General features: G+C 62.8%; 24 protein-coding genes and 3 pseudogenes. 14 read left to right on the forward strand and 13 right to left on the reverse strand.

What is annotated here, in order from left to right:
* The first annotated feature begins 37 nt into the window (after positions 1-37).
* Positions 38-1264 carry a glycosyltransferase gene (locus AC4GYV_RS03250; RefSeq protein ID WP_491099223.1) on the forward strand — a complete coding sequence of 409 codons (1227 nt, stop codon included), beginning with the start codon at positions 38-40 and terminating at the stop codon, positions 1262-1264.
* Here the strand turns inward: AC4GYV_RS03250 and AC4GYV_RS03255 are convergent.
* From AC4GYV_RS03255 to AC4GYV_RS03265, 3 genes are read right to left on the reverse strand one after another with little or no spacing between them, the layout of a single operon-like run.
* The gene (locus AC4GYV_RS03255; protein ID WP_491099224.1) at positions 1261-2451 is read right to left on the reverse strand and encodes a CCA tRNA nucleotidyltransferase; all 1191 of its coding nucleotides are present in this window, start codon (positions 2449-2451) and stop codon (positions 1261-1263) included. The two genes, AC4GYV_RS03250 and AC4GYV_RS03255, sit on opposite strands and share 4 nt — an antisense overlap.
* Positions 2442-3023, reverse strand: coding sequence for a CoA pyrophosphatase (locus AC4GYV_RS03260; protein WP_491099225.1), 582 nt, complete (start codon positions 3021-3023; stop codon positions 2442-2444). The genes AC4GYV_RS03255 and AC4GYV_RS03260 overlap by 10 nt, the downstream gene beginning before the upstream one ends.
* Positions 3020-3586 (reverse strand): DUF1285 domain-containing protein, encoded by a 567-nt coding sequence (locus AC4GYV_RS03265; RefSeq protein ID WP_491099226.1) that lies wholly within the window; start codon positions 3584-3586, stop codon positions 3020-3022. Before AC4GYV_RS03265 ends, AC4GYV_RS03260 begins: the two co-directional genes overlap by 4 nt.
* A gap of 81 nt (positions 3587-3667) precedes the next feature.
* Between AC4GYV_RS03265 and AC4GYV_RS03270 the strand changes: the two genes are divergently transcribed.
* From AC4GYV_RS03270 to glmU, 8 genes are all read left to right on the forward strand, one after another.
* Positions 3668-4402 carry an SDR family NAD(P)-dependent oxidoreductase gene (locus tag AC4GYV_RS03270; RefSeq protein ID WP_491099227.1) on the forward strand — a complete coding sequence of 245 codons (735 nt, stop codon included), beginning with the start codon at positions 3668-3670 and terminating at the stop codon, positions 4400-4402.
* Positions 4399-4815, forward strand: a complete 417-nt coding sequence (locus AC4GYV_RS03275) for a dihydroneopterin aldolase (RefSeq protein ID WP_491099228.1) — start codon at positions 4399-4401, stop codon at positions 4813-4815. Before AC4GYV_RS03270 ends, AC4GYV_RS03275 begins: the two co-directional genes overlap by 4 nt.
* A 209-nt stretch (positions 4816-5024) precedes the next feature.
* Positions 5025-5681, forward strand: coding sequence for a TonB family protein (locus AC4GYV_RS03280; RefSeq protein ID WP_491099229.1), 657 nt, complete (start codon positions 5025-5027; stop codon positions 5679-5681).
* Between the two features lie 47 nt (positions 5682-5728).
* Positions 5729-6511 carry a MotA/TolQ/ExbB proton channel family protein gene (locus AC4GYV_RS03285; RefSeq protein WP_491099230.1) on the forward strand — a complete coding sequence of 261 codons (783 nt, stop codon included), beginning with the start codon at positions 5729-5731 and terminating at the stop codon, positions 6509-6511.
* Positions 6512-6584: 73 nt separating this feature from the next.
* Entirely contained in the window at positions 6585-7073 is a 489-nt protein-coding gene (locus AC4GYV_RS03290; protein ID WP_491099231.1) for an ExbD/TolR family protein, read from the forward strand.
* A 12-nt stretch (positions 7074-7085) separates the two neighbouring features.
* Complete coding sequence (locus AC4GYV_RS03295; RefSeq protein ID WP_491099232.1) at positions 7086-7520, forward strand: ExbD/TolR family protein; 435 nt, start codon at positions 7086-7088, stop codon at positions 7518-7520.
* A 128-nt stretch (positions 7521-7648) separates the two neighbouring features.
* Positions 7649-8065, forward strand: coding sequence for an ExbD/TolR family protein (locus AC4GYV_RS03300; protein WP_491099233.1), 417 nt, complete (start codon positions 7649-7651; stop codon positions 8063-8065).
* 55 nt (positions 8066-8120) lie between these two features.
* Entirely contained in the window at positions 8121-9476 is a 1356-nt protein-coding gene (gene glmU / locus AC4GYV_RS03305) for a bifunctional UDP-N-acetylglucosamine diphosphorylase/glucosamine-1-phosphate N-acetyltransferase GlmU (protein WP_491100379.1), read from the forward strand.
* A gap of 52 nt (positions 9477-9528) precedes the next feature.
* Here the strand turns inward: glmU and AC4GYV_RS03310 are convergent, their stop codons facing one another.
* Both AC4GYV_RS03310 and AC4GYV_RS03315 read right to left on the reverse strand, forming a co-directional pair.
* Positions 9529-10014, reverse strand: coding sequence for a hypothetical protein (locus AC4GYV_RS03310; RefSeq protein WP_491099234.1), 486 nt, complete (start codon positions 10012-10014; stop codon positions 9529-9531).
* 1 nt (position 10015) lies between these two features.
* Complete coding sequence (locus AC4GYV_RS03315) at positions 10016-10630, reverse strand: hypothetical protein (protein WP_491099235.1); 615 nt, start codon at positions 10628-10630, stop codon at positions 10016-10018.
* A gap of 251 nt (positions 10631-10881) precedes the next feature.
* Between AC4GYV_RS03315 and glmS the strand changes: the two genes are divergently transcribed.
* A complete protein-coding gene (gene glmS, locus AC4GYV_RS03320) occupies positions 10882-12705 on the forward strand; it encodes a glutamine--fructose-6-phosphate transaminase (isomerizing) (RefSeq protein WP_491099236.1) in 1824 nt (607 codons plus the stop codon).
* Positions 12702-13916 (forward strand): flavin monoamine oxidase family protein, encoded by a 1215-nt coding sequence (locus tag AC4GYV_RS03325; protein ID WP_491099237.1) that lies wholly within the window; start codon positions 12702-12704, stop codon positions 13914-13916. The genes glmS and AC4GYV_RS03325 overlap by 4 nt, the downstream gene beginning before the upstream one ends.
* On the opposite strand, the gene AC4GYV_RS03330 is transcribed toward AC4GYV_RS03325, so the two are convergent.
* Positions 13913-14842 (reverse strand): LysR family transcriptional regulator, encoded by a 930-nt coding sequence (locus AC4GYV_RS03330; protein WP_491099238.1) that lies wholly within the window; start codon positions 14840-14842, stop codon positions 13913-13915. The two genes, AC4GYV_RS03325 and AC4GYV_RS03330, sit on opposite strands and share 4 nt — an antisense overlap.
* A gap of 111 nt (positions 14843-14953) precedes the next feature.
* Between AC4GYV_RS03330 and AC4GYV_RS03335 the strand changes: the two genes are divergently transcribed.
* The 3 genes and pseudogenes from AC4GYV_RS03335 to alr all read left to right on the forward strand — a co-directional run.
* Positions 14954-15292 carry a UrcA family protein gene (locus AC4GYV_RS03335; protein ID WP_491099239.1) on the forward strand — a complete coding sequence of 113 codons (339 nt, stop codon included), beginning with the start codon at positions 14954-14956 and terminating at the stop codon, positions 15290-15292.
* Positions 15293-15374: 82 nt separating this feature from the next.
* Positions 15375-15749: a GFA family protein gene (locus tag AC4GYV_RS03340; protein ID WP_491099240.1), complete on the forward strand. Its 375-nt coding sequence runs from the start codon at positions 15375-15377 to the stop codon at positions 15747-15749.
* An 18-nt stretch (positions 15750-15767) separates the two neighbouring features.
* A pseudogene (alr, locus tag AC4GYV_RS03345) lies at positions 15768-16790 on the forward strand (alanine racemase); the annotation flags it as partial.
* Here the strand turns inward: alr and nth are convergent.
* The 7 genes and pseudogenes from nth to AC4GYV_RS03380 form a co-directional block, all read right to left on the reverse strand.
* A complete protein-coding gene (nth, locus tag AC4GYV_RS03350) occupies positions 16675-17433 on the reverse strand; it encodes an endonuclease III (protein ID WP_491099241.1) in 759 nt (252 codons plus the stop codon). The pseudogene alr and the gene nth sit on opposite strands and share 116 nt — an antisense overlap.
* The gene (locus tag AC4GYV_RS03355) at positions 17430-18503 is read right to left on the reverse strand and encodes a pyridoxal phosphate-dependent aminotransferase (RefSeq protein ID WP_491099242.1); all 1074 of its coding nucleotides are present in this window, start codon (positions 18501-18503) and stop codon (positions 17430-17432) included. The genes nth and AC4GYV_RS03355 overlap by 4 nt, the downstream gene beginning before the upstream one ends.
* Positions 18500-19828 (reverse strand): APC family permease, encoded by a 1329-nt coding sequence (locus tag AC4GYV_RS03360; RefSeq protein ID WP_491099243.1) that lies wholly within the window; start codon positions 19826-19828, stop codon positions 18500-18502. Before AC4GYV_RS03360 ends, AC4GYV_RS03355 begins: the two co-directional genes overlap by 4 nt.
* The gene (gene dapB / locus AC4GYV_RS03365) at positions 19825-20541 is read right to left on the reverse strand and encodes a 4-hydroxy-tetrahydrodipicolinate reductase (protein ID WP_491099244.1); all 717 of its coding nucleotides are present in this window, start codon (positions 20539-20541) and stop codon (positions 19825-19827) included. Before dapB ends, AC4GYV_RS03360 begins: the two co-directional genes overlap by 4 nt.
* 9 nt (positions 20542-20550) lie before the next feature.
* Positions 20551-21291 carry a DUF72 domain-containing protein gene (locus AC4GYV_RS03370; RefSeq protein ID WP_491099245.1) on the reverse strand — a complete coding sequence of 247 codons (741 nt, stop codon included), beginning with the start codon at positions 21289-21291 and terminating at the stop codon, positions 20551-20553.
* Positions 21288-21449: pseudogene (locus tag AC4GYV_RS03375) on the reverse strand (nuclear transport factor 2 family protein); the annotation flags it as partial. The pseudogene AC4GYV_RS03375 and the gene AC4GYV_RS03370, both read right to left, overlap by 4 nt.
* 38 nt (positions 21450-21487) lie before the next feature.
* Positions 21488-21805 (reverse strand): annotated as a pseudogene (locus AC4GYV_RS03380) (YybH family protein); the annotation flags it as partial.
* Positions 21806-21830 lie beyond the last annotated feature (25 nt).

The raw sequence follows: 21830 nt of genomic DNA on the forward strand, positions 1-21830 counted from the left end.
ACTTGAGCTTCATGCGCCCTGCCGGTTTCTGCTTGGCATGCGGATTGTCGACGTTTGTGCCTTTTACGCTCCCAGCGGTGGGGGTGTTCGGACTTATGTGAATGCCAAGCTTCGCGCCGCCGGGCGCTTCGGCCACGAGATCATCGTCATTGCTCCGGGAGAGCGATACGAGACGATCCAACGGGGGCCTGGAGCTGTGCTCGTGACGCTGCCCTCGCCGAAGTTGCCCGTCGATCGGCGCTATCGCTACTTCAACGACGAGCGCGCTTTGCACGCCGAGCTGGACGAGTGGGCCCCGGATCATGTGGAAGCCTCCTCGCCCTGGTCCAGCGCGACCATGGTCGGCCGCTGGCAGGGAGCGGCAACGCGCTCGCTGATCATGCACAGCGATCCTCTGGCGGCCTACGCCTACCGGTGGCTTGGAGGATTTGCGTCGAGGAAGACGATCGACCAGTGGTTCGGCATGTTCTGGCGCCACCTGCGCGGCCTTGGCGAAATGTACGACTTGGTCGTCTGTTCGAACTCGCAATTGTCGAACAGACTGAAGTCGGGCGGGGTCGCGAACAGCGAGACTCTTCCGATGGGGGTGGAGCAGGGCGTGTTCTCACCGCGCCTGCGCTCCCAGGAAGTTCGCACTGCGGCGTTGGCGGCGCTGGGGCTCGATTCGTCAGCGACCCTTCTGGTGGGCGTCGGGCGCTTCTCGGCTGAAAAGCGCTGGGACATGGTGATGCGTGCTGTCGCAGACTGCAGCAAACGTCGCGAAGTAGGGCTGCTGCTGATCGGCGATGGTCGGAAACGCCAGAAGCTTGAGCTGCTCGCCGAGCGTTTGCCGTCGGTGGCAGTCATGGATCCGGTAACCAACCGCGGCGAATTGGCTCGCTTGCTCGCGAGTGCAGATGCACTGGTGCACGGCTGCGAGGCAGAGACGTTCTGCATGGTCGCCGCTGAAGCTCGCGCAAGCGGCATTCCCTTGATCGTCCCCGACCGAGGGGCCGCGGTGGACCAGCTCGTTCGCGGCGCCGGCGCCGTGTATCGATCCGCCCACGAGCGTTCGCTGGAACGCGCGATCGGTCGGTTTATGGACCGTGGTCCCGAATTCCAGCGCGCCGCTGCTGCCCGCGCCAGTCAAGTGCGGACGATGGACGAACATTTCGCCCAGCTCTTCGCCCGCTATTCCGACATTGCTTCGGCTCCGGCGCGCCAGCCGGTTCCGGCTGTGGCGCTGCTGGAAGCAATCCCTCAGATGGCCGCAGCGCTTCCTTAGGAAGCGGTTGTTAGCGCTTCTGATACGATCTGCTCGAGTTCGTCTCCCGACGGAAAGCCTGCGAGCACCCACTGCTCTTCGATCCGGCGAAGCGTCCGCGCCACGACGGGTCCTTCGATAAGGCCGCGCGAAATCAAGGTGCCGCCAGTGACGGGTAAGCGCGGTGTCTTCCAGGCTGCTATCTCGCGAGCGTCATCCGCCTTGCCGGCAAGCAGCAGGCGATCAACCGCGCACTCCGTTCCTACGCGGTACGCCAGCGCCCGAGGCGAAGGATCGCCGCTCCTTTCGGCGACACAGGCGAGGCGCTTGCGCGCCTTGTTGGAGAGCCGCAGGCGGACGGCGATATCTTGAGCAACCGATGCATCAGGCGGCAGTAGTGAAGCGAGCCGCCGTAACGGATCTGGGGCAATCTGGGCATCACGCTCCGCAGCGATGAGGGATTCCAAGTCGCACAGTTGTTCAGGCTCGATCTCTGGCAGAACCGGCTTCAGAATGCCCCTTTGCAGCATGATGCCCACGGTTGGGGCGGGATCGGCCACAGCGAGCAGTTTCAGGAGTTCGTCGGCAATCCTCTCTCGCGAAAGCGCCATCAGGTCGTTGGCGCGCTCGGTGCAGGCATCGAGCGCCGCTGCGTCCAGCTTCCCCGAGCCGAAGCGAGCATGGAAGCGGAAGAAGCGAAGGATTCGGAGGTGATCTTCGGCAATCCGCTGGAGGGGATTACCAATGAACCGGATGTGCCGATGCTGGATGTCGTCGAGGCCGCCGAAATAGTCGAAGATCTCACCCGTGTTCGGATCCGCCGAGAGCGCGTTGATCGTGAAGTCCCGGCGCGCCGCGTCTTCCTTCCAGTCGTCGGTGAAAGCCACCGTTGCCCGGCGGCCATCGGTAGAGACATCGCGGCGAAGCGTCGTGATCTCGAAAGGATGACCGTCGCTGACTGCCGTGATTGTCCCATGATCGATGCCCGTAGGAACGGCCTTGATCTTTGCCGCCTCGAGCCTTCGCACGACCTCATGCGGTTCGATCCGCGTCGCGAGGTCGATGTCGCTAATCGGAAGGTCGAGCAGCGCGTCGCGCACTGCGCCCCCGACGTAGCGCGTCAGCCCCTCGTCGGCGCCGAGCGCGTCCAGCAATCGCTTCATGCCACGCTGCTTCCGCCACTTTGCGGCGTCGAGCCTCAGCTCCATTGCAGCCTGCGCGAAAGATTGACGATCATTGCCGCAGTCGCCCCCCAAATCCTGCGTTCGTTCCAGAGGATCTCGTAATAGTGGCGCGCTTGCCCTTGGAACAGGGCGCTTCGACACTGCTGGTTTGCGGGGTCGAGAAGGAAGGCGAGGGGCGCCTCGAACCAGTCCGCGACTTCATGTTCATGGGGCGTTAGCGGAAGATCGGGTGGTAAGACGCCGATCACCGGCGTGACTATATATTTAGTCACGGTACGATAGGGCTCGACAGTAGCGATGAACTCGACTTCTGCCGGATCTAGCAGGAGTTCCTCATGCGCTTCTCGCAAGGCAGCCTGCGTAGCGTCCTCGCCAGGATCCATCCTTCCGCCAGGGAAGGCTACCTGCCCCGCATGAGTACGCATGTTGTCGCGGCGAACGGTGAGAATGACTCCCGGCTCCGGCCGATCGGTGATTGCAATCAGCACCGCAGCGGGAATGTCTGCTTGCCCGCGCAACTCCGGCAAGTCGCCCACGAGAGGCGGCTGAGCGGCCGGCGAGGACAGCGCGTTTCGCAGTCTGTCCGCCAGGCTCACTGAGGCTCCAGCGGGAAAAAGGCGCCATCGCTCCAAACGCCGGGAATGTCGCCTTGCTCGGAGAGGGCAAGCTCGGCCAGCTCGTAATAAACCGGCCGGGTGAGCTCCGCTTCCAAGCCGTGGCGGACGAGCAACCGGGGTGAGAGGCCGTGCTCCCCCTCTGACACGCGCAGCGGATGCTGCGGGCCGAGGACGACAGCATCTCCGCTGTCGAGCTTGAATGCTATCGTTCGCTGAGCGCCTTCACCCTCGCAGTGCATTTCCACCGCCCGAAAGGCGGTCGCTTCGACATCGATGTCGAGCTTCTCGACCGGGGTGACGAGGACGTGCCGGCCGTCCGGTTCGCGCCGCAGCACCGTGGAGAAAAGCCGAACCATAGCAGGCCGGTTGATGGGCGCGCCCTCGTGGTACCAGGTCCCATCCCGCGCGATGCGCATTCCTGAATGGCCGCAGCGTTCCGGGTTCCATTGCTCCACGGGAGGCAGCCGGCGCTCATCGATGAGCTTCTGCAGATCGGCCAGGCTGATTCCCTGGAGGTCGATAGGAGGCTGGCTTTCGGGCATGGGGCCTCACTAGTCACCACGAGCGGAGCGACGCAATCCAGCTTGCGCCGACAGGATTGCTTCGTCACTTCGTCCTTCGACATGACCGCTGAACGCACCGCCATCGTGACCGGCGCAGGCAAGCGCATCGGCGCCGAGATCGCTCGATCGCTGCTTGCGGACGGCTGGAACGTCGTTGCGCACGCCCATCACGTCGCCGACACGGTGCCCGAGGGCGCCATCAAAGTCGTTGCGGATTTGACCGATATCGACTGCGCGGATCTGATCTTTGAAGCTGCTGTTGGCCTGCCGCCCGTCAACCTGCTGATCAACAACGCGGCTCGCTTCGCGCTGGACACCGCCGACGATTTGAGTGCGGACGAGTTCGCGCAGCATATGGGCGTCAACGTGCGGGCACCCGTTCTGCTGACGCAGCGCTTTGCGCGTGCTCACGCCAGCGGTGAGGATGGTCTTGTCGTCAATCTGCTTGATTCGAAGCTGGCTGCGCCCAATCCCGATTACCTCAGCTATACCTTGTCAAAGGCGGCGCTCGGCGCCTTCACGGACCTGGCAGCGCGGGCGTTTGCTTCGAAGGGGATCCGCGTGAACGGAATTGCGCCCGGCCTGATGCTCCGCTCGAGTGGGCAGAGTGAGGAGAATTTCGAGGTCATGCATATGAGCAACCCCCTTCGCCGCGGGGTGGCGGCCGAAGATGTCGTCGGGGCGATTCGCTACTTCGTCGGTTCGCGCTGCGTGACGGGCCAAGTCCTGGTCATCGATTCGGGCCAGCGCTTCATGGCCCTCGAACGGGACGTACAATTCTTGGGTGACGCATGAGTGAGACGAAACTGATCGGCCTGATTCCGCAACATCTGAAGGTTCGTTCGGCCCGCATCCTGCTCGAATCGCTGGAGGTGCAGACCGACATCGGCTTCCACGATTTCGAGGTCGGCACTCCGCAGCGCCTGTTGATCAGCGTCGAGATCTGGCTCGAAGAGGTCGCGGTCCCAGAAGGCGACGACCCTGTCCGAGCGTGGAACTACGACTTCCTGCGTACCGAGGTGGAAGAGCTTGCCACTAGCCGCCGCTACAACTTGCAGGAGACTCTTGCCCATGCGATCTTTGACAGGATCGCTGCATTCCGCGGTGTAAGCGCCCTGAGGGTGAAGACGTCGAAGCCTGATGTTTACGCTCAGGCACACGGCGTCGGCGTTGAAATCGCTTCATTTTCCGGGCAGTGGCCGGAATAGTTAACAACAGGACGCAGCAAGGTCGGTTTCAGGCCTTGCGCCTGTGGAACAAAATCCGTTGCGCGGCCTTTGAGGCGGATATAAGGATGCGCGCCTGTTGCCGATGATATGTTGATACATCGGTGGATCCAACAAGGGCCGGGCAAGCGACAAGTGCGCCCGGTCTTGCCGTGGCTTTTCCACGGCGTGTCGAGGAGAATCGCGGGTTAATGTCATACGCCTCAAAGAAGGAGCTGAGCGGCAACCGCACGATGTCCATCATCTTCACCGCCGTTGTGGTCGGTGGACTGATGTACGCGATTGTCACGGGGCTCGCTTACAATGTGGTTAAGAAGACGGCCGAAAACCTCAAAGTCATAGACATTGAGGAGCCGCCGCCACCACCGGAAGAGCCGCCGCCACCGCCGCCGGACATGCCCAAGGTCCCGCCGCCACCGATGACGCCGCCGCCGCTGGTGCGTTTGCAGGCTCCGGAACCGCCGATCCAGGTCGTCGAGTCCCCGAATATCCCGCCGGTAGCGCCGCCGGTCATGGCACCGCCGCGCCCGGCACCGCCGCCCGCGCCGCGTCAGTCGCAGGCCCGCAGTCTCACGGGCAGTCTCCAGTCCGTGTTCACCAACGACGATTATCCGCCGAGCGCGATGGATAATAACGAGCAGGGAAGCGTGAGCGTGACCCTGACGATCGGTCCGAGCGGTCGCGTCACCGGATGTAACGCCACTGGCAACGCATCCAGCACGCTGAAGAACGCGACCTGCCGAATCGCTTCGGCCCGCGCGCGCTTCAGCCCCGCCCAGGACGAGAACGGTAATCCCACGACGAGCACCTACGGTCCGCAAACCGTGACTTGGCGGCTCGCCGAATAAACTCGCTTTGAATCTTTGAATTAAGTTTCGAAAAGGAAATATCAGCAATGCAAGCAGCACCCGCAGCCGCAGCCGCAGGAAACAATCCGTATGGTCTGATTCCCGCTCTCCAGCAGGGCGGCATCATCGCCATTTCGGTCTTCGCCATCCTCGTTCTGATGTCGATCTTCTCTTTCTACATCCTCTTCACGAAGCTGATGCAGCAGCAGAAGATCATCAGCCAAGGCCGTAAGGTCCGCGCCAGCTTCTGGAACTCGCCGAACTTGCGCGAGGCTGCCACGAAGCTCGAGGCACGCAGCGCCTATCGCTCGATCGTCGACGATGCACTTCTTGCGCAGGAGCAGCACGGCAAGCTGACCGACCCGATCGATCAGCACGACTGGATGGCCAACAGCCTGGCTCGCAGCCAGGGTGCGATCGGCGCCCGTCTCGGTGAAGGCCTCGCCTTCCTCGCGACCGTCGGTTCGACCGCTCCGTTCATCGGTCTGTTCGGTACCGTCGTCGGCATCTACCGCGCGCTGATCAAGATCGGTGCGTCGGGTCAGGCCTCGATTGACGCCGTCGCCGGCCCGGTCGGTGAAGCGCTCATCATGACTGCCCTCGGCCTCGTCGTCGCGGTTCCGGCGGTGCTTGCCTACAACTGGCTGGTTCGCCGCAACAAGTCGATCATGGAGGACCTCGCGGCCTTCACGAACGACCTTCACGGCTACCTCATGTCGGCCGGTGCGGTGAAGCCGCGCATGGACGGCGGCGCGCCGAAGACCGGTGCTCCGACCCGTCCGGCTGCGACCACCAGCGAGCCGACGCGGACCCCGACTCCCGCCAAGTAATCGTGTTGCGGGGTTCGGCTCTTTGCGGGCCGAACCCCCAATCGAATTGAACTGAAAGAGAGATACCGGCCCCATGGCAGGAACTACGATCTCCTCCGAAGGCGAAGAAGAAGCCCTGTCCGACATCAACGTCGTTCCGCTGACCGACGTCATGCTCGTGCTTCTGATCGTCTTCCTGATCACCACGCAGGTGATCAAGCAGGCAGTCCCGGTGAAGCTGCCGAACGTTCGCTACGAACCGACGATGACCAAGCCGGAAAACGTCTCGCTTACCGTTCGCAACGGTCCTGGCGGCACATGCGAAGTCTACTGGGGCGTGACCAAGGTCACCCAGAAGGAACTTCTCGACCGTGGCGTCCAGAAACTCGAAGCGTTGGTCAAGGCGGTGGGTGGCGTCGCCAACATCAACGAAGACAATATGCCCGAAGCGCACATTCGTGCTGACATCAACACTCAGTACAAGTGCATCGGCGCGACGATCATCACCATGCAGCAGGCTGGTTTCCAGCGTGTCGGCTTTATTTCCGAGCCGCCGCCGCTGACCGGCTACCGGTCCGAATAGGAGTAGTTCGCCATGTCAATGCAGACCACCAGCGACAACGCTGACGGCGAACCCATGATGGATATGAACGTGACGCCGCTCATCGACGTCATGTTGGTTCTCCTGATCATGTTCATCATCACCATTCCGATCCAGACGCACGCCGTGAAGATCGATCTTCCGGTGAACCAGCCGAACCAGACGCCTCCGCCGATCAATCCGGTGAAGAACGTCCTGTCGATCAATGCGCAGGATCAGGTGTTGTGGAACGGTGCTCCCGTGAGCATGGACCAGCTCCGCAACTACCTCGACACCACGCAGCAGATGAATCCGGTTCCGGAGCTTCACCTGCAGCCGGAAGCGACCGCTCGCTATGAGCTGGTCGACGAGGTTCTCGCGGTGACCAAGCGGGCCCACGTCCAGAAGATGGGCTTCGTCGGCAACGAATATTACATGAACGTTTTCTAGGCGTTCGGTAAGGCACGAACTCTAGGGCGGTTCCGGCTGGAGCCGCCCTTTCTTTTTGCGCTCCGTCCGGCCCTTTGACCGTCTCGTCCGTCTATGAGATAGTATCTCATAACTTGACGGAGGAAGCGATGGTTAGTCGTGCACCTGCAGTCCAGCCAGCCCCGATCATGGAAATGAACATCACGCCGTTGATCGACGTGCTCCTGGTCCTTCTCGTCATGTTCATCATCACGATCCCGCTGCAGACCCATGCGGTGAAGCTCGACCTTCCAAGTGCCGAACCGGCCCCAATCATCGAAACGACCAAGAATGAGATCGGAATTACGGCCGACGGCACGTTGCTATGGAATGGGCGAGCGGTAACTCGGAATCAGTTGAAGGGGGCTCTCCAGGCCAGTCAGCAGATGGCAGCGGTTCCCGAATTGCATCTGCGGCCTGATGCGGCGGCGCGATATGAGGTCGTTGACGATGTGCTCGGCATGATCAAGCGTGAGCATGTCCAGAAGTTCGGCTTCGTCGGCAACGAGGCTTACGCGGTCAGGTAGCTCGCGCCGGTCTGGTACTGGCGCTTCACAGGGCGCCATGCCATTGCTCGCGGCGATGACTGACCAGCGCCGCTTCGCCGTAATCATCCTTGCCGCCGGCCAAGGAACGCGGATGCGTTCCGATACGCACAAGGTTCTTCATCCGATCGCCAGCCGTCCGCTGCTGCTTCATCTCCTCGATACGCTGGATGCGCTCGGGGCCGACAGGAAGGTGGTAGTGGTCGGGAAGGGCCGCGAGCAGGTCGAAGCAGCCATTAGGGGCCGCGAGGTCCTCACCGCGATCCAGTCGGAGCAGAAGGGCACGGGTCACGCCGTGCAGCAGGCGGCCGAAGCGCTGTCGGGCTACGACGGACCGGTCGTCGTCCTCTACGGCGACACGCCATTCGTCGAGGCAGAAACCTTACGGCGTATGCTCGACAGGCTCGATGGTGACGGCGGTCCTGGGGTCGTCGTCCTGGCCTCATCGCCTGAAGATCCGCTCAAATACGGACGCATCATTCTCGGCGAGGGTGACCGGATCGCCAAGATGGTCGAGTACAAGGACGCGACTGAGGAGGAGCGGGCCGTTCGCCTGTGCAATTCTGGAATGATGGCGGTCCGCTCGACTGACTTGTTCCGCTGGCTCAGCGAGGTCGGCAACGACAACGCGGCTGGCGAATATTATCTGCCGGACATCGTCAATATTGCGGCCTCGGAAGGGCGCGAGGCCGTCGTAATCGAGGGCGATCCTTACGAGACGGCGGGCGTCAATAGCCGCGCCGAACTCGCGCATCTCGAGCTGGAATGGCAACGCCGGCGCCGTGAGCAGGCACTCGACGATGGTGCCACGCTGATCGACCCGGAGAGCGTCTGGTTCGCTTACGATACGAAGCTGGGCCGTGACGTCACGGTCGAGCCACATGTCGTGTTTGGTCCCGGCGTATCAGTTGCGGACGGCGCGACCATCCATGCGTTCAGCCACATCGAAGGTGCGCTGATTGGTGCGAGAGCCAGCATCGGGCCTTTTGCCCGTATCCGCCCAGGAACCAACCTTTCGGAGGGCACGAAAGTGGGCAACTTCGTCGAACTGAAGAAAGCGACAGTTGGCGAAGGCGCGAAGGTCAATCACCTCTCCTACGTCGGCGATGCCCAAGTCGGCGCTCGCGCGAACATCGGGGCCGGTACGATCACCTGCAATTACGACGGCTTCGGAAAGCACCAGACGGTCATCGGGCCGGGAGCCTTCATCGGATCAAACACGGCACTCGTTGCCCCGGTCAGTATAGGCGAGGGCGCCATTGTCGGCGCCGGCTCAGTCATCACAAAGGACGTGGAGCCGGACAGCCTCGCCGTCGAGCGTGGCGAGCAAAAAGGGATCGCGGGCTGGGCCCGCCACTTCCGCGAGCGAATGACGCGGAAAGCGGCGGAGTAAACCAGAAGAGCCCCTGCCCGCGCCGCGGAGGCGAGCGGCAGGGGCGTTCTCTTTAGCCTTTCGGCTGATCGGCGTCGGCATCTTCCTTCGCCTGGAACGGCGGCTGAAGCTTCAGATGCTTGCCCCGCTTGTCGAAGTCAGCGCGGTCCTGGGTCGACAGATTCGGACGACCCGCGAAAAATCCCATGCCGATCGCGCAACGGGCGTACGTAGTTTCGCCTTCTTCCACGTTGACGCGCAGAGTGTCCTTGGCTTCGCTGTGCACTGCATATTCGTGGATGCCCGGCGCCGTGGTCTGGACGAAATACTTGCCCGGCGGGAGCTTGTTGACGACCTTGTCGCCCTCGCTGACTCGGCAGCTGATCAATGCACCCATTGAGGAAGGGCGGTAGAACACGACTTGGCCCATCCCTGCCGGCGGAGCCCCAATCGCCGGAGCCGCGCTAACGGCTCTCTCCGTCGTCGTCTCGTCGCCCGCATAAGCTGGGGCGGAAACTGCCGCGGCAGCTGCTGCAATAAACAGGAACTTCAAGCGCATTCTATTTCACTCCCTCTGTTGAACCTTCTGGCGATGTGGTTGGGACCGGGATCAAAGTGTCGGTCGTCACGACCGCACTCGCGCGCGTTCCACTCGGAATGTCGATGTTGCCTCCGGAAATGAGCATCCCCGGAAGGCCGATCGCGGCGGTTGCAACCATCGCGGCAGCATCGTTTCCACGCCCGCTGCTCGGACCATATCGCAGTCGTTTCAGACCGATCTTCAGCTGTCCCAGCTGCAGATAGGATAAGCCCAGAGTGAGCTCTCCGGCTTTGCCAGCGAATCCGCCGCGCGAAACCTGAATGACCTCGGCGAATCCCTCGGTGCCGGCGGGAAGGATCTCATGCCCATCTACGATCACGCGCTCGATGAGCTTGATCCGGACCTGATCGCCCTGGTGGCTGGTCTTGCTGCTGGCTGGAGTAAGAATCTCAAGCTCGATCGGCGTGAGTGCTGCGAGCTTATAGCTGGTCGATGCAGACGTTTCGGGTGGTTGCGTATTGACCGGCGTAGCGGCGACCTCGGGCTGCGCAGTCGGCGCAGATTGCGCGTTTGCGCTTGCGCTGTGGACGCACGCGAACAGGAGCGCGACAGCGCCCGCAGACTTCATCTTCACTTAAAACCCCCTTTTCCCCGCGGCCAGCCTAACAGCAGATCCGAGCAATGGAAGCGCCAGGACTCCGATCAGGATGGCTCGGTCAGCATTGCGAATGACCCGAAGCGGACCCTAAAGTTCTTGCGACCGCGAGATGTCGTTAAATACGATGAGTTAACGGAAACCGAATGCGCCGCATCTAAGCCGGTTTACATCCATAACGGACCTATTACGTCGGCGGCCATCAGGACGTGGTCGTCCAGTGAGGTTATATGTGCGGAATCGTTGGAATTGTCGGGAAGTCTGATGTTGCGCAGCGGCTTTTCGATGGGCTGAAGCGTCTGGAATATCGCGGCTATGATTCCGCTGGGATCTGCACGATCGACCATGGCGAGCTGGTTCGACGCCGCGCGGAGGGCAAGCTCGACAATCTTGCGCGTGAGCTGGAGCGGGAGCCGCTGGGCGGACGCATCGGCATCGCGCACACGCGCTGGGCGACCCATGGAGCACCGACGGTCGGCAATGCTCATCCGCACATCGTCGGATCGGTCGCTTTGGTCCACAACGGCATCATCGAGAATTTTAAGCCGCTTCGCGACGAGTTGATCGCCGAGGGGCGCAAGTTCGAGAGTGAGACGGATACCGAGGTCGTGGGCCATCTCGTTGCTCGCGAGGTCGAGCGGGGGGCTCCGCCGCAGGACGCGGTTGCTGCGGTTCTCCCTCGACTGCATGGGGCCTTTGCGATTGCCTTCCTGTTCCGCGACGATCCTGACCTACTGATCGCGGCGCGCATGGGTGCGCCGCTGACCGTCGGCTACGGCGAGGGCGAGAATTACCTGGGATCGGACGCGATTGCCGTCGCGCCCTGGACTCAGCGCATCGCCTACCTCGAAGAAGGCGATTGGGCGGTGGTCCGCCGCGAAGGCATTGAGATTTTCGACCGCGACAATCGACCGGTGGAGCGCGAGATCGTCCAGTCCGGCGCCTCCTCCGCCCCGGTCGAGAAGGGCAACTATCGCCATTACATGCAGAAGGAGATCTTCGAGCAGCCGATCGTCGTTGCCCAGACTCTCCAGACCTACGTGCGCCCGTTCGAGGGTGAAGTGGCCCTTCCAGTCGCCGACGCCGATCTCAGTTCGGTGAACCGCCTGACCATCGTCGCGTGCGGCACCAGCTTTTACGCGGGGCTGGTCGCCAAATATTGGATCGAGCAGTTCGCGCGCGTTCCAGTCGACATCGATGTCGCCAGCGAGTTTCGGTACCGCGAGCCGGTGCTGGAGCCGGGCGGACTGGCGCTGTTTATCAGCCAGTCCGGAGAAACCGCCGATACGCTGGCGGCGCTGCGGCACGCACGCGCGCAGCAGCAACGGATTGCCGTTGTAGTGAATGTGCCGACCAGCTCGATGGCGCGTGAGGCCGACCTGATCTTGCCGACGCACGCAGGACCGGAGATTGGCGTCGCTTCAACCAAGGCCTTCACCTGCCAGCTTGCGGTCCTTGCCGCGCTTGCCGCGAACCTTGCTCGCGCGAAAGGGCGCCTGACCCGTGAGGAAGAGCAGGAGATCGTTGCGCATCTCCAAGAATCACCCGCTGCACTGAACGCCGCGCTCAATCATGACGAAGAGATTGCGGCCATGGCGCACCACATCGTGCCCGCGCGCGACGTGCTCTATCTCGGCCGCGGTCCCGATTACCCGATGGCGCTCGAAGGGGCGTTAAAGCTCAAGGAAATCAGCTACATTCACGCCGAAGGTTATGCCGCCGGCGAGATGAAGCACGGACCCATCGCCCTCATCGACGACAATGTGCCGGTGATCGTGATCGCGCCGTCAGGTCCTCTGTTCGACAAAACCGTGAGCAACATGCAGGAAGTCCGCGCGCGCGGCGGCAAGATCGTCTTGATCAGCGATGCTCGTGGGATCGCGCAGGCTGGTGACGGGTGCATGGCAACGATCGAAATGCCCGAAGTTCACCCGCTCATCGCACCGCTCGTCTACGCGGTGCCTGTGCAGCTGCTCGCCTACCATACGGCGGTTCTCAAGGGCACCGACGTCGACCAGCCCCGCAACCTCGCGAAGAGCGTGACGGTAGAGTGAGTAGCCATCGCGGCCTCGTCATTGTCGGCGGGGGCGCGGCCGGAATTGGTGCTGCTGCGTCAGCAAAGGCGCGCGGCATCGATGCGCTGATCGTTGAGGCGGAAAACCGGCTTGGCGGCAGAGCGCACAGCATCGCCTGGAATGGCCACCACCTCGATCTCGGCTGCACCTGGATGCACTCGGCCGAGCGCAACAGCTTGCGTGTCGAGGCAGAGCGACTTGGCTTTTCCATCGATCGCAACGGCACTCGCTGGTTCTCGCAGTTTCGCAACCTTGGATTTTCGCCACAGGAACAGGAAGAAGCCTTTGCGTCGTTCGAAGCTCTCGACGAACGCATCCAGAGCACCCCGCCCTCATCCGACCGGGCTTCCGAGGGCCTCGAATCCGGGAATGCCTGGAACCCCTTCCTCAATGCACTGAGCGGCTACATCAACGGCGCGCCGCTGGACCAGGTCTCGGTCGAAGACTGGCTCAATTACGACAATGCCGCGAGCAACCAGAACTGGCGGCTAGCAGGCGGGTACGGCGGCCTGCTCGGCGCCATTGGAGCAGGTCTGGAAGCACAGCTTGCGACGCCAGTCACTGCCATCAGCCGCCTTAAGGATGCGGTGCAAGTCACGACCTCGGAAGGGGCGATCGACGCCGAGCGCGTGATCGTCACCGTTCCAACGGCGACACTACATCGCATTCGGTTCGACCCTCCTTTCGATGGTCTGTTCGAGGCGGTTGAAAAGCTGCCGCTCGGCCTCGCCAACAAGATGTTCCTGGCGCTCGAAGAGGCGGAAGAATTTCCACACAACGCGCACCTTCTCGGCAACCCGCATTCCTCAGAGACGGGAAGCTACTTCATCAACCCACTCGGCATGCCGGTAGTTGAGGGTTTCTTCGGGGGCACTGGCGCACACACTCTGGAGCATGCCGGAGACGGTCGCGCCTTCGAGTTCGCGATCGATGAGCTCGTGGCGCTGCTAGGAAGCGGGATCCGCAAGCGGCTGACACCAATCGCCGTTTCGCGCTGGGGCCATGAACCGTGGATCGGCGGGAGCTACAGTCATGCCCTCCCGGGTCGCGCCAGTTGTCGCCAGCGGCTGGCAACTGCCGGCGACGACCGCATCGTGTTTGCAGGCGAGGCCGTATCGAAGAATGACTATTCGACCGCTCACGGGGCGTTCGACAGTGGAAGAGCGGCAGTCCGCAAGCTGTTCGGTTAGGCGGCGGCTCGCTTCTCCTGCAGCTGCCGCACTTGGCGGCTCAGCCGGTCGTACATGAAGTCGATCACTGCGCGGACGGCCGGAATGTAGCGGACGCGCTCGTGCGTCAGGAGCCATAGCACGCGGCCATGGTCGACCCGCGGAGGCAGGCAACGAATCAAGTCGGGGTCGGAATCGGCCACGATGCAGGGCAGCACGGCAATGCCGAACCCCGAGCGTACGCCAGAGAGGAGACCCGCCGACGTCCCATGATGGACGGCGACGCGGTCCTCCAGCCCCAAACTTTTCAGCCACGCCTCGTAATGGCGCCAGAGATTTCCTCCCCCGCCGCCCACGAACGGATGATTCTTCAGCTCCTTGAGCGAGGTCGGAACGCCGTGTCGTGCGGCATAGTCGCGGCTGCAGTAAAGCGCCCAATCGTCCGCGCAGACGGTCCGGCCAACGATTCCGGCGGGCTGGTCGCCCACGGTGCTCCTCAACGCAATGTCAGCGTCACCGCTGCCCAAGTCCCGGACAGCCTGCGAGGTGTCCATTTCGATCAGGATCTCCGGGTGCTGGTCGTGCAGTTCCTTCAGCATCGGCGCCAGGAGGGTGATCGCATAGACCTCCTCCGTCGTAATGCGGACGGTGCCGCGAAGCTCTCGCGTCTGGGCACTGGCGGCTTCTGCAAACTGAAGTGCCTCTACTTCGACCCTTGCTGCTTGGGGCAGCAGTTGCTCACCCGCAGGCGTGAGCACGTAACCTGCCTGCCTCTTGTCGAAGAGAGGGAAGCCGAGCGCGCGCTCCAGCGCTCCAACGCGGCGCGCAACAGTCGTCTGGCTGGTGCGAAGCTTCTTCGCGGCCGCAAGCGTGCTGCCTTCCCGGGCCACTGAAAGGAAGTAACGAAGGTCGTTCCAGTCGAGCATCCCGCCACCATCTAGCGCCATGGTTCACGCCGATCGTTCTGCAATTTTGCAGAATGATAGCACGACATCGTTGCTCACGTAAGTTGCGAAAGAGGACTAAATGGTTGGTCGCACTCGAACAGGAGACGCGACATGAACAGCTCCCTCAAGATCGCCATCGGCTCGTTCTTTGCCGCGGCACTCGTCATCAAGGCCGCGCCAGCGCTTGCCGAGCCGGTCCCGCCTGCAAACGTGACCGTGGTCCACACGGCGGATCTGAACCTTGGCACCGATGCCGGGCGCCGGCAGCTCGATCAGCGTCTGGTGATTGCGGCCGGCGAAGTTTGCGGGACCGCCTCGGATGCCGATCTTGCAGGCAAAAATGCCGAGCGCCAGTGCCGCAAGGACGTCCTCGCCAAGGCGCGAGCTCGCGGCGATTCGCTGCTCGCCAGCGGGAGCGGCCAAGGCATCCTCGTCGCTGCGCGCCGCTGAACCGCCGTACACTGGCAGAAGGCCGCCGGGTCCCCTCGGCGGCCTTCTTGTTTCGACGGCGCGTCGAAAGTACCGGCCCCGCATGAAGATTCGAGGTGGATGCCATTGCGGGGCGGTGAGATTCGAGGCGGATGTGCCGGATCCTCCGGTGCCCGCGCTCGACTGTAATTGTTCGGTGTGCCGAATGACGGGATTTCTGCATGTCATGGTGCCGCATGAGCAATTCGAGCTCGTGACAGGCTGGGACGCTCTAAGCAGCTATCGCTTCGGGACCGGTGCCGCGGAGCATTTGTTCTGCCGTTATTGCGGGGTGAAAAGCTTTTATCAGCCGCGATCCCACCCCGAGGCGTGGAGCGTGAACGCCAACTGCCTCGACCAGCCGCTCGAGCTTGCGGTCGAGCAGTTCGACGGAAGGAACTGGGAGCAAGCCAAGGCGAACCTCGACGCGCCGGAATAGCCCGGTTACGGCGAGCCCATGCATCGCCCACTACGCCTGACGATCGACCGATCTACTCTCCAGTCCAATTGGCGCTGGCTTCAGGAACGAGCGGGCGTGACTTCGGGGGCAGCCGTGAAGGCCAACGGTTACGGCCTCGGCGCTCGCGAGGCGACAGAGGCGCTGCTGGAGGCGGGTTGCCGGGACTTTTTCGTATCGACCTGGACCGAGGCGGCCGAGCTCACGAACCTGCCGGATAGCGCCAATCTCGTGGTCCTCCACGGGATTGGCCCTGATGACACTGAAGCGGCGCGGAGCTTGCCGGCGCGGCCGTGCCTCAACAGTGTCGATCAGGTCGCGCGCTGGAAGCAGGTCGCAAACGGGCAGCAGTGCGATGTCATGATGGACACGGGCATGAATCGCCTCGGTCTGCGCCCGACCGAGATCGGCGAACTCGAAGGCCTCGCCATCGAGACGCTGCACAGCCATCTCGCCTGCGGTGACGAGGACAGCGCCATGAATGCGATGCAGCTCGAGCGCTTCCGCGCGGTTGCGTCCGCAGTGCCGGCGAAGCGCTACAGCTTCGCCAATTCGGCGGGCATCTGCCTGGGTCGAGACTACAGCTTCGACCTCGTTCGGCCCGGCCTTTCGCTCTACGGCGGAATTCCTCGTGAGGAAGCTGAAGGCCATATCCGCCAGGTTGCTCGCGTCGAGGCGCAGATCGTCCAGCGCCGGACGATCCCGGCGGGCGAAACTTGCGGTTATGGCGCGACCTTCATCGCGGAGGAGGATTGCGAGGCGGCGATCCTCAACATCGGTTATGCCGACGGATACCTTCGCGGTTTCTCGTCACGCGGGTCTGCCTTCGCGGGTGAGTTTGCTCTGCCGGTCCTGGGACGGGTGTCGATGGATTTGATCGCGGTTTGCGTCGACGCCGCGCCCGGCCTCAAGGAAGGCGAGTGGGTCGAGATCGACTACGACTTGCCTTCGGCGTCGGAGCAGTCCGGCCTTTCGCAGTACGAGCTGCTGACGGCCCTGGGCGACCGCTTCGAGCGGCGCTGGATTTAGCCTGCTCTTCAGGCGGAAGGGTCTTCGGCCGATAGCGGCAGAGGTCGGTCACCGGACAGCGCCAGCACTCCGGAAGCCGTGCTTTGCAGGTGTAGCGGCCATGCAGGATCAGCCAGTGGTGAGCGTCGCGGCGAAACGGCTGCGGCACGACTTTTTCGAGCTTGGCTTCGACCTCGTCCACGGTTTTGCCCGGCGCCAGGCCGGTGCGGTTACAGACGCGGAAGACGTGCGTGTCGACCGCAAATGTTTCCTCGCCGAAAGCTGTGTTGAGAACAACATTGGCGGTCTTGCGGCCGACGCCGGGGAGCGCCTGCAGCTCCTCGCGGGTGCGAGGCAAGTCGCGACCGATCAGCGCCTGGCTCAAAGCGATGACATTCTTCGCTTTGGTATTGAACAGGCCGATCGTCTTGATCGCCTCCCGCAGCTTCTCTTCCCCCAGATCGACCATCTGCTGCGGCGTCTGGATGTGCTCGAACAGCGTTCGCGTCGCGATATTGACGCTCGCGTCGGTCGCCTGCGCTGAAAGGACGACCGCAACCAGCAGCGTATACGGGTTGGTGTAATCAAGCTCGGTGGTCGGCGCTGGGTTCGCCTCGGCCAATCGCCGGAACAACTCGAAGACCTGATCGCGGTTCACCTGAGGTCGTCCAGTGCGGATCCCAGCCGGCCCAACGCTTCCTCGAACTCGGACGGCTGTAGCCCGAATCCGACGCGGAAATGCTCCGGCATCTCGAACCAGCGACCGGGCACGACGGCAGAGTCATACTTCTCGCGAAGATGATCGTTGAGCCTCTCCGTGTCGCCGCCTGCCCAGCGCGGAAACGCGGTGATGCCGTAGTCAGCAGGCACGCAGTCGATGTCGTCACGACCTTCGACAAATGCGTTGAAGAGGACGCGATTGCGCTCGAGCACGGCCGGCATATCGCCAACGACGTCTCCGATCCGATCGAACGCGATGCAGGCGAGGCGCTCTGCCTGATGCGCCTGGTTTACGCCCATCAGATCGTTGAGGCGCCACATGCGTTCGGCCAGATCCGGCTCCGCGAGGATCCAGCCGCAGCGAAGCCCGCTCAGGCCGTACACCTTGGTGAGGCTGTTGGTGCACACGAACTCGGGCCCAAGATGCACCGCGCTCGGGCGCGCTGCAGCGTCGAGATAGACCTCATCGACGAGCACCTTCGCTCCGACTTCCGAGGCGAGTCGGCCAAGGGCTTGCAACTCGCTCTCACTCGCCAAGGAGCCGCTCGGGTTGTGCAGGTTGGTGATGACGATCAGGCGCGTGCGTTCAGACATATTCGCACGCACAATGTCGGGGTCCAGGCGGAAGGCTTCCGAATGCTTGCGCTCGAACCTTTTGAGATGCGCCCCGAGGAAGGACGCCGCGCCTAGAAGCGGCTCATAGGTCGGCTGCTCGATCAGCACTTCGTCCCCGGGGCGGATTATCGTCGCTATGGCGAGGAAGTTGGCCATCGAGGTACCGTCGGCGGCAACGACCTGCTCAGGCGGCACGTTGTTGCGGGCGGCAATCCGTTCGCGCAGCGGCGCATAACGCGGATGACTCGCGCCATCCATGTCCAAGTCGGCCAGGCTGACCCCAAGCTTCTCCATTCGAAAATGCGGCACTTCGCTGCCGGTCAGCGGATATCGCACCGGCGGCTTGAACTTCGCCCAATGCATATAGTCCGACTGCATGATGCGCCCAGTCATGCGTTCGCCTTACGCCAGTAGAGGAAGGCCGGAACGCCCGCGATCAGGATGGCGTAACCGATTAGGCTGTTGATCGGGCTGTTTATTACCGTCGCAATGACGACGACGAAGCAGGCCATGACGAACAGACCTGTGGTGAACGGATGACCCGGAGCCGAGAAGCCGTTGTGCGGACCTTCAGCATTACGGCGGAAGATGAAGAGAGCTGCGCCTGTCAGTCCGAAGAAGATGAAGTCGACGGAGACCACATAGCTAAGGATCTGGCCGTAGCTCCCCGACAGCGCGATGATGGCCGCAACAACGCCTTGCACGACGATTGCGAGGACGGGAACCCGACTGCGCTCGTTTACGGTCGCGAGCTGGCGGAAGAAGACGCCGTCCTCCGCCATCGCGAAATAAACGCGCGGGGCGGTTAGCATTCCCTGGCTGAGGAAACCGAGCGCCGAAACGGCAATGCCGGCTGCGATGAAAGTCACACCCCTCTCTCCGAGCGCCAGTCGCATCACGTCGCTTGCCGGCGTTTTCGATGCCGCGAGGCCCTCGGGACCGAGTGCGTGAACGCAGATGAAAGCGACGGAAGTGTAGAGGATGAGGACGCCGGTCACGCCGAGCAAGAGACCGCGGGCGAGGTCGCGCTGCGGGTTTCGCATCTCGCCGGCGACGAAACTCGACGTCTGCCAGCCACCGTAGGCGAACATAACGGCCGTCATCGCGGCGCCGATCCCGCCCAACAACGAGAGCGGATTGCTCGTCTCGTGATATGTTGTGGCTGGCGCAGTGGGTGCGAAGACCAGGCCAACGAGCACAAGGGCGGCGATGGCCAAGATCTTCAGTACCATCAGCAGGTTCTGCGTATTGCTTCCGGATCGAACGCCGAAGCAATTGATGACGGTCAGCATCGCGAGCGAGGCAACTGCAACAACGCCGTCGGACACAGGCAAACTAACGAGATCGCCTAGATAACGCGCAAAGGTGATGGCTACCGCGGCCATTCCGCCCGACTGGATCACCAGCAGCAGTGACCAGCCGTAAAGGAATGCGGGCAGGGGACCGTAAGCGTCCCGCAAATAGGCGTATTGCCCACCCACGGCCGGCCGGCGCGCAGCGAGCTCTGCGTAAACCAGAGCACCGGCGAGCGCGACGATCCCGCCAATGATCCAGACGGCCACGATGAGCAGCGGCGAGTGGACGTGCCGCGCGACTTCGGCCGGATTGACGAAAATGCCCGAGCCGATGATCCCGCCCATGACGAGCATCGTCGCGTCGAACAGGCCAAGCTTGCGGGCGAGACCATGGGACTCAACTGGCTTGTCGGCTTGGCTCAACCGAGATGCGCTCCGATCACGTCGCGCATCGAATAAAGGCCGGCAGGCTTACCGACCAGGAAGCGAGCGGCAGCCAGCGCGCCGCGAGCGAAGATCATGCGATTCTCCGCCCGATGGGAGAGAACCAGGCGCTCGTCCGGCCCGAGGAACATGACGTCGTGGTCGCCTGCTACTGAGCCGCCGCGGAGCGCTGCGAATCCGATTGCGCCCCGCTCGCGCTTCAATCCTGTTCCGTCGCGTCCGCGTTCCGCGTGAAGGCCGGATCCGCGTCCCCGCGCAGCCGCTTCGCCCAGCATCAGGGCGGTCCCGGACGGAGCGTCCGTTTTCATGCGGTGATGCGTCTCGGCGATCTCAATGTCCCACTCGGGACCGAGCACCCCGGCCGCCCGCTCGACCAACTCCGCAAGGAGTGCAACGCCAAGGGAAGTGTTCGCCGCTCGAAGCACTGCGACGTCCTGCGCTGCCGCCGCAATTCGCTGATCGGCAAGTTCATCCAAGCCGGTGGTGCCGATCAGGACGGGAACGGCCGCCGAGACGGCGCGGTCCAGGCTCGATGGAAGAACTGCAGGCGCAGAGAAATCGATCAGGACGTCGCCGTGATCCTGATCAAGTGTGAAGCCAGCATCCTCGGCAATCGCGAAAGCAATCGCCTTCCCCATGCGACCGTCGGGCGCGAAGAGGCTGACGCGGATCGGCTGGTCGACAGTGCGCATCGCCGTTGGTTAGCGAAGCCGTTCCTGCAGCGCCAGAGCGGCGGCCGGCGCGCGCACCTTCGCTCCATTGATCATGAAGATGTAGGCGTCGCGGCCGTCCTTCAGCCACTCCTTCGCGCGCTCTGCAAAGCCGTCCAGCGCCGCGTCGTCATAACCCGTCACGACGTCCTCATTCATGCGCTGTAGGCGGGCGTAGGTGAAATCTGCCGTGTCCGCGTCGATCGTCGGATATTCATCGGAATCCTCGAGCACGATGGCGATGTTGCGAGCTCGGCAGAGGTCGAAGAACTTCTCGTCGCGGAAGCTCTCGTGCCGCGGCTCGATTGCATGCCGCACCTTCATGCCTTCCAGCTCCGCCGGCAGCAGGTCAATGAACGCCGCGATATCGTCGCGATCGAATTTCCGACGCGGCGCGAACTGCCACATGATCGGACCGAGCTTCGGTCCGAGCGCGGTAAACCCTTGGGCGAAGAACCCGGCGAGACCGTCAGCATTTTCGGCCAGCTTGGTGCGCATCACGCAGAAGCGCGACCCCTTCACCGCAAACTGGAAACCGTCAGGTACGGTGTTGGCCCATTTCTCCCAGCTCTTTGGGCTCTGTCGGCCATAGAAAGTCGCGTTGATCTCAATCGTGGTGAGTGCGCGCGACGCATACTCAAGCTCCTTCGCCTGAGCGAGCTTCTCGGGATAGAATACCCCTCGCCAGGGCGCATAATTCCACCCGCCGATACCGATCCGGACTTCGCTCATGCCGGCGATGGCGTATCGGAGTTCCAGATGTCTGCGGCAACCTTCCAGCTGCCCGCGACCTTTTTCCAGACGAGGACATATTTGCCGCTCTCTTCCAGCGACTTGCCGCCCTGCTTGCCGGAGAAGTGGTAGGTGCCGCGGTCGATCGCGATGTCGCCCGCGCCCGAAACTCGATCACTTCAGGTTTCAGCTTCAGCGTCATGTTTGGGATGCTCACCGACGATTGCCAGAAGCGATGGACCGCGTCCTGACCACTGACCATCGGCTGCCCGGGGGCCATCAGCACAGCGTCGTCGGTGTAGAAGGATGCGATGGCCTGCGCGTCCTTACCTTGGATGACCTGGAGCCAGCGCGCCATGGAGGCTCGCGCTCTCTGCTCGTCGTCGCCGGCGATCGTCTTCGCATCGGCCGCCGAAGCGCGGTGATCGGCCTTATCGCACGCCACCAGAAGGCAGGTTGTGGCCAACAGAAGCTTCGTTAGGCGATTCATCGGCTGCTCCTTACGGACCCGCATACCACAAAGCAGTGCCCGGCTTCGA

The sequence above is a fragment of the Sphingomonas sp. SP4 genome (assembly GCF_058313375.1).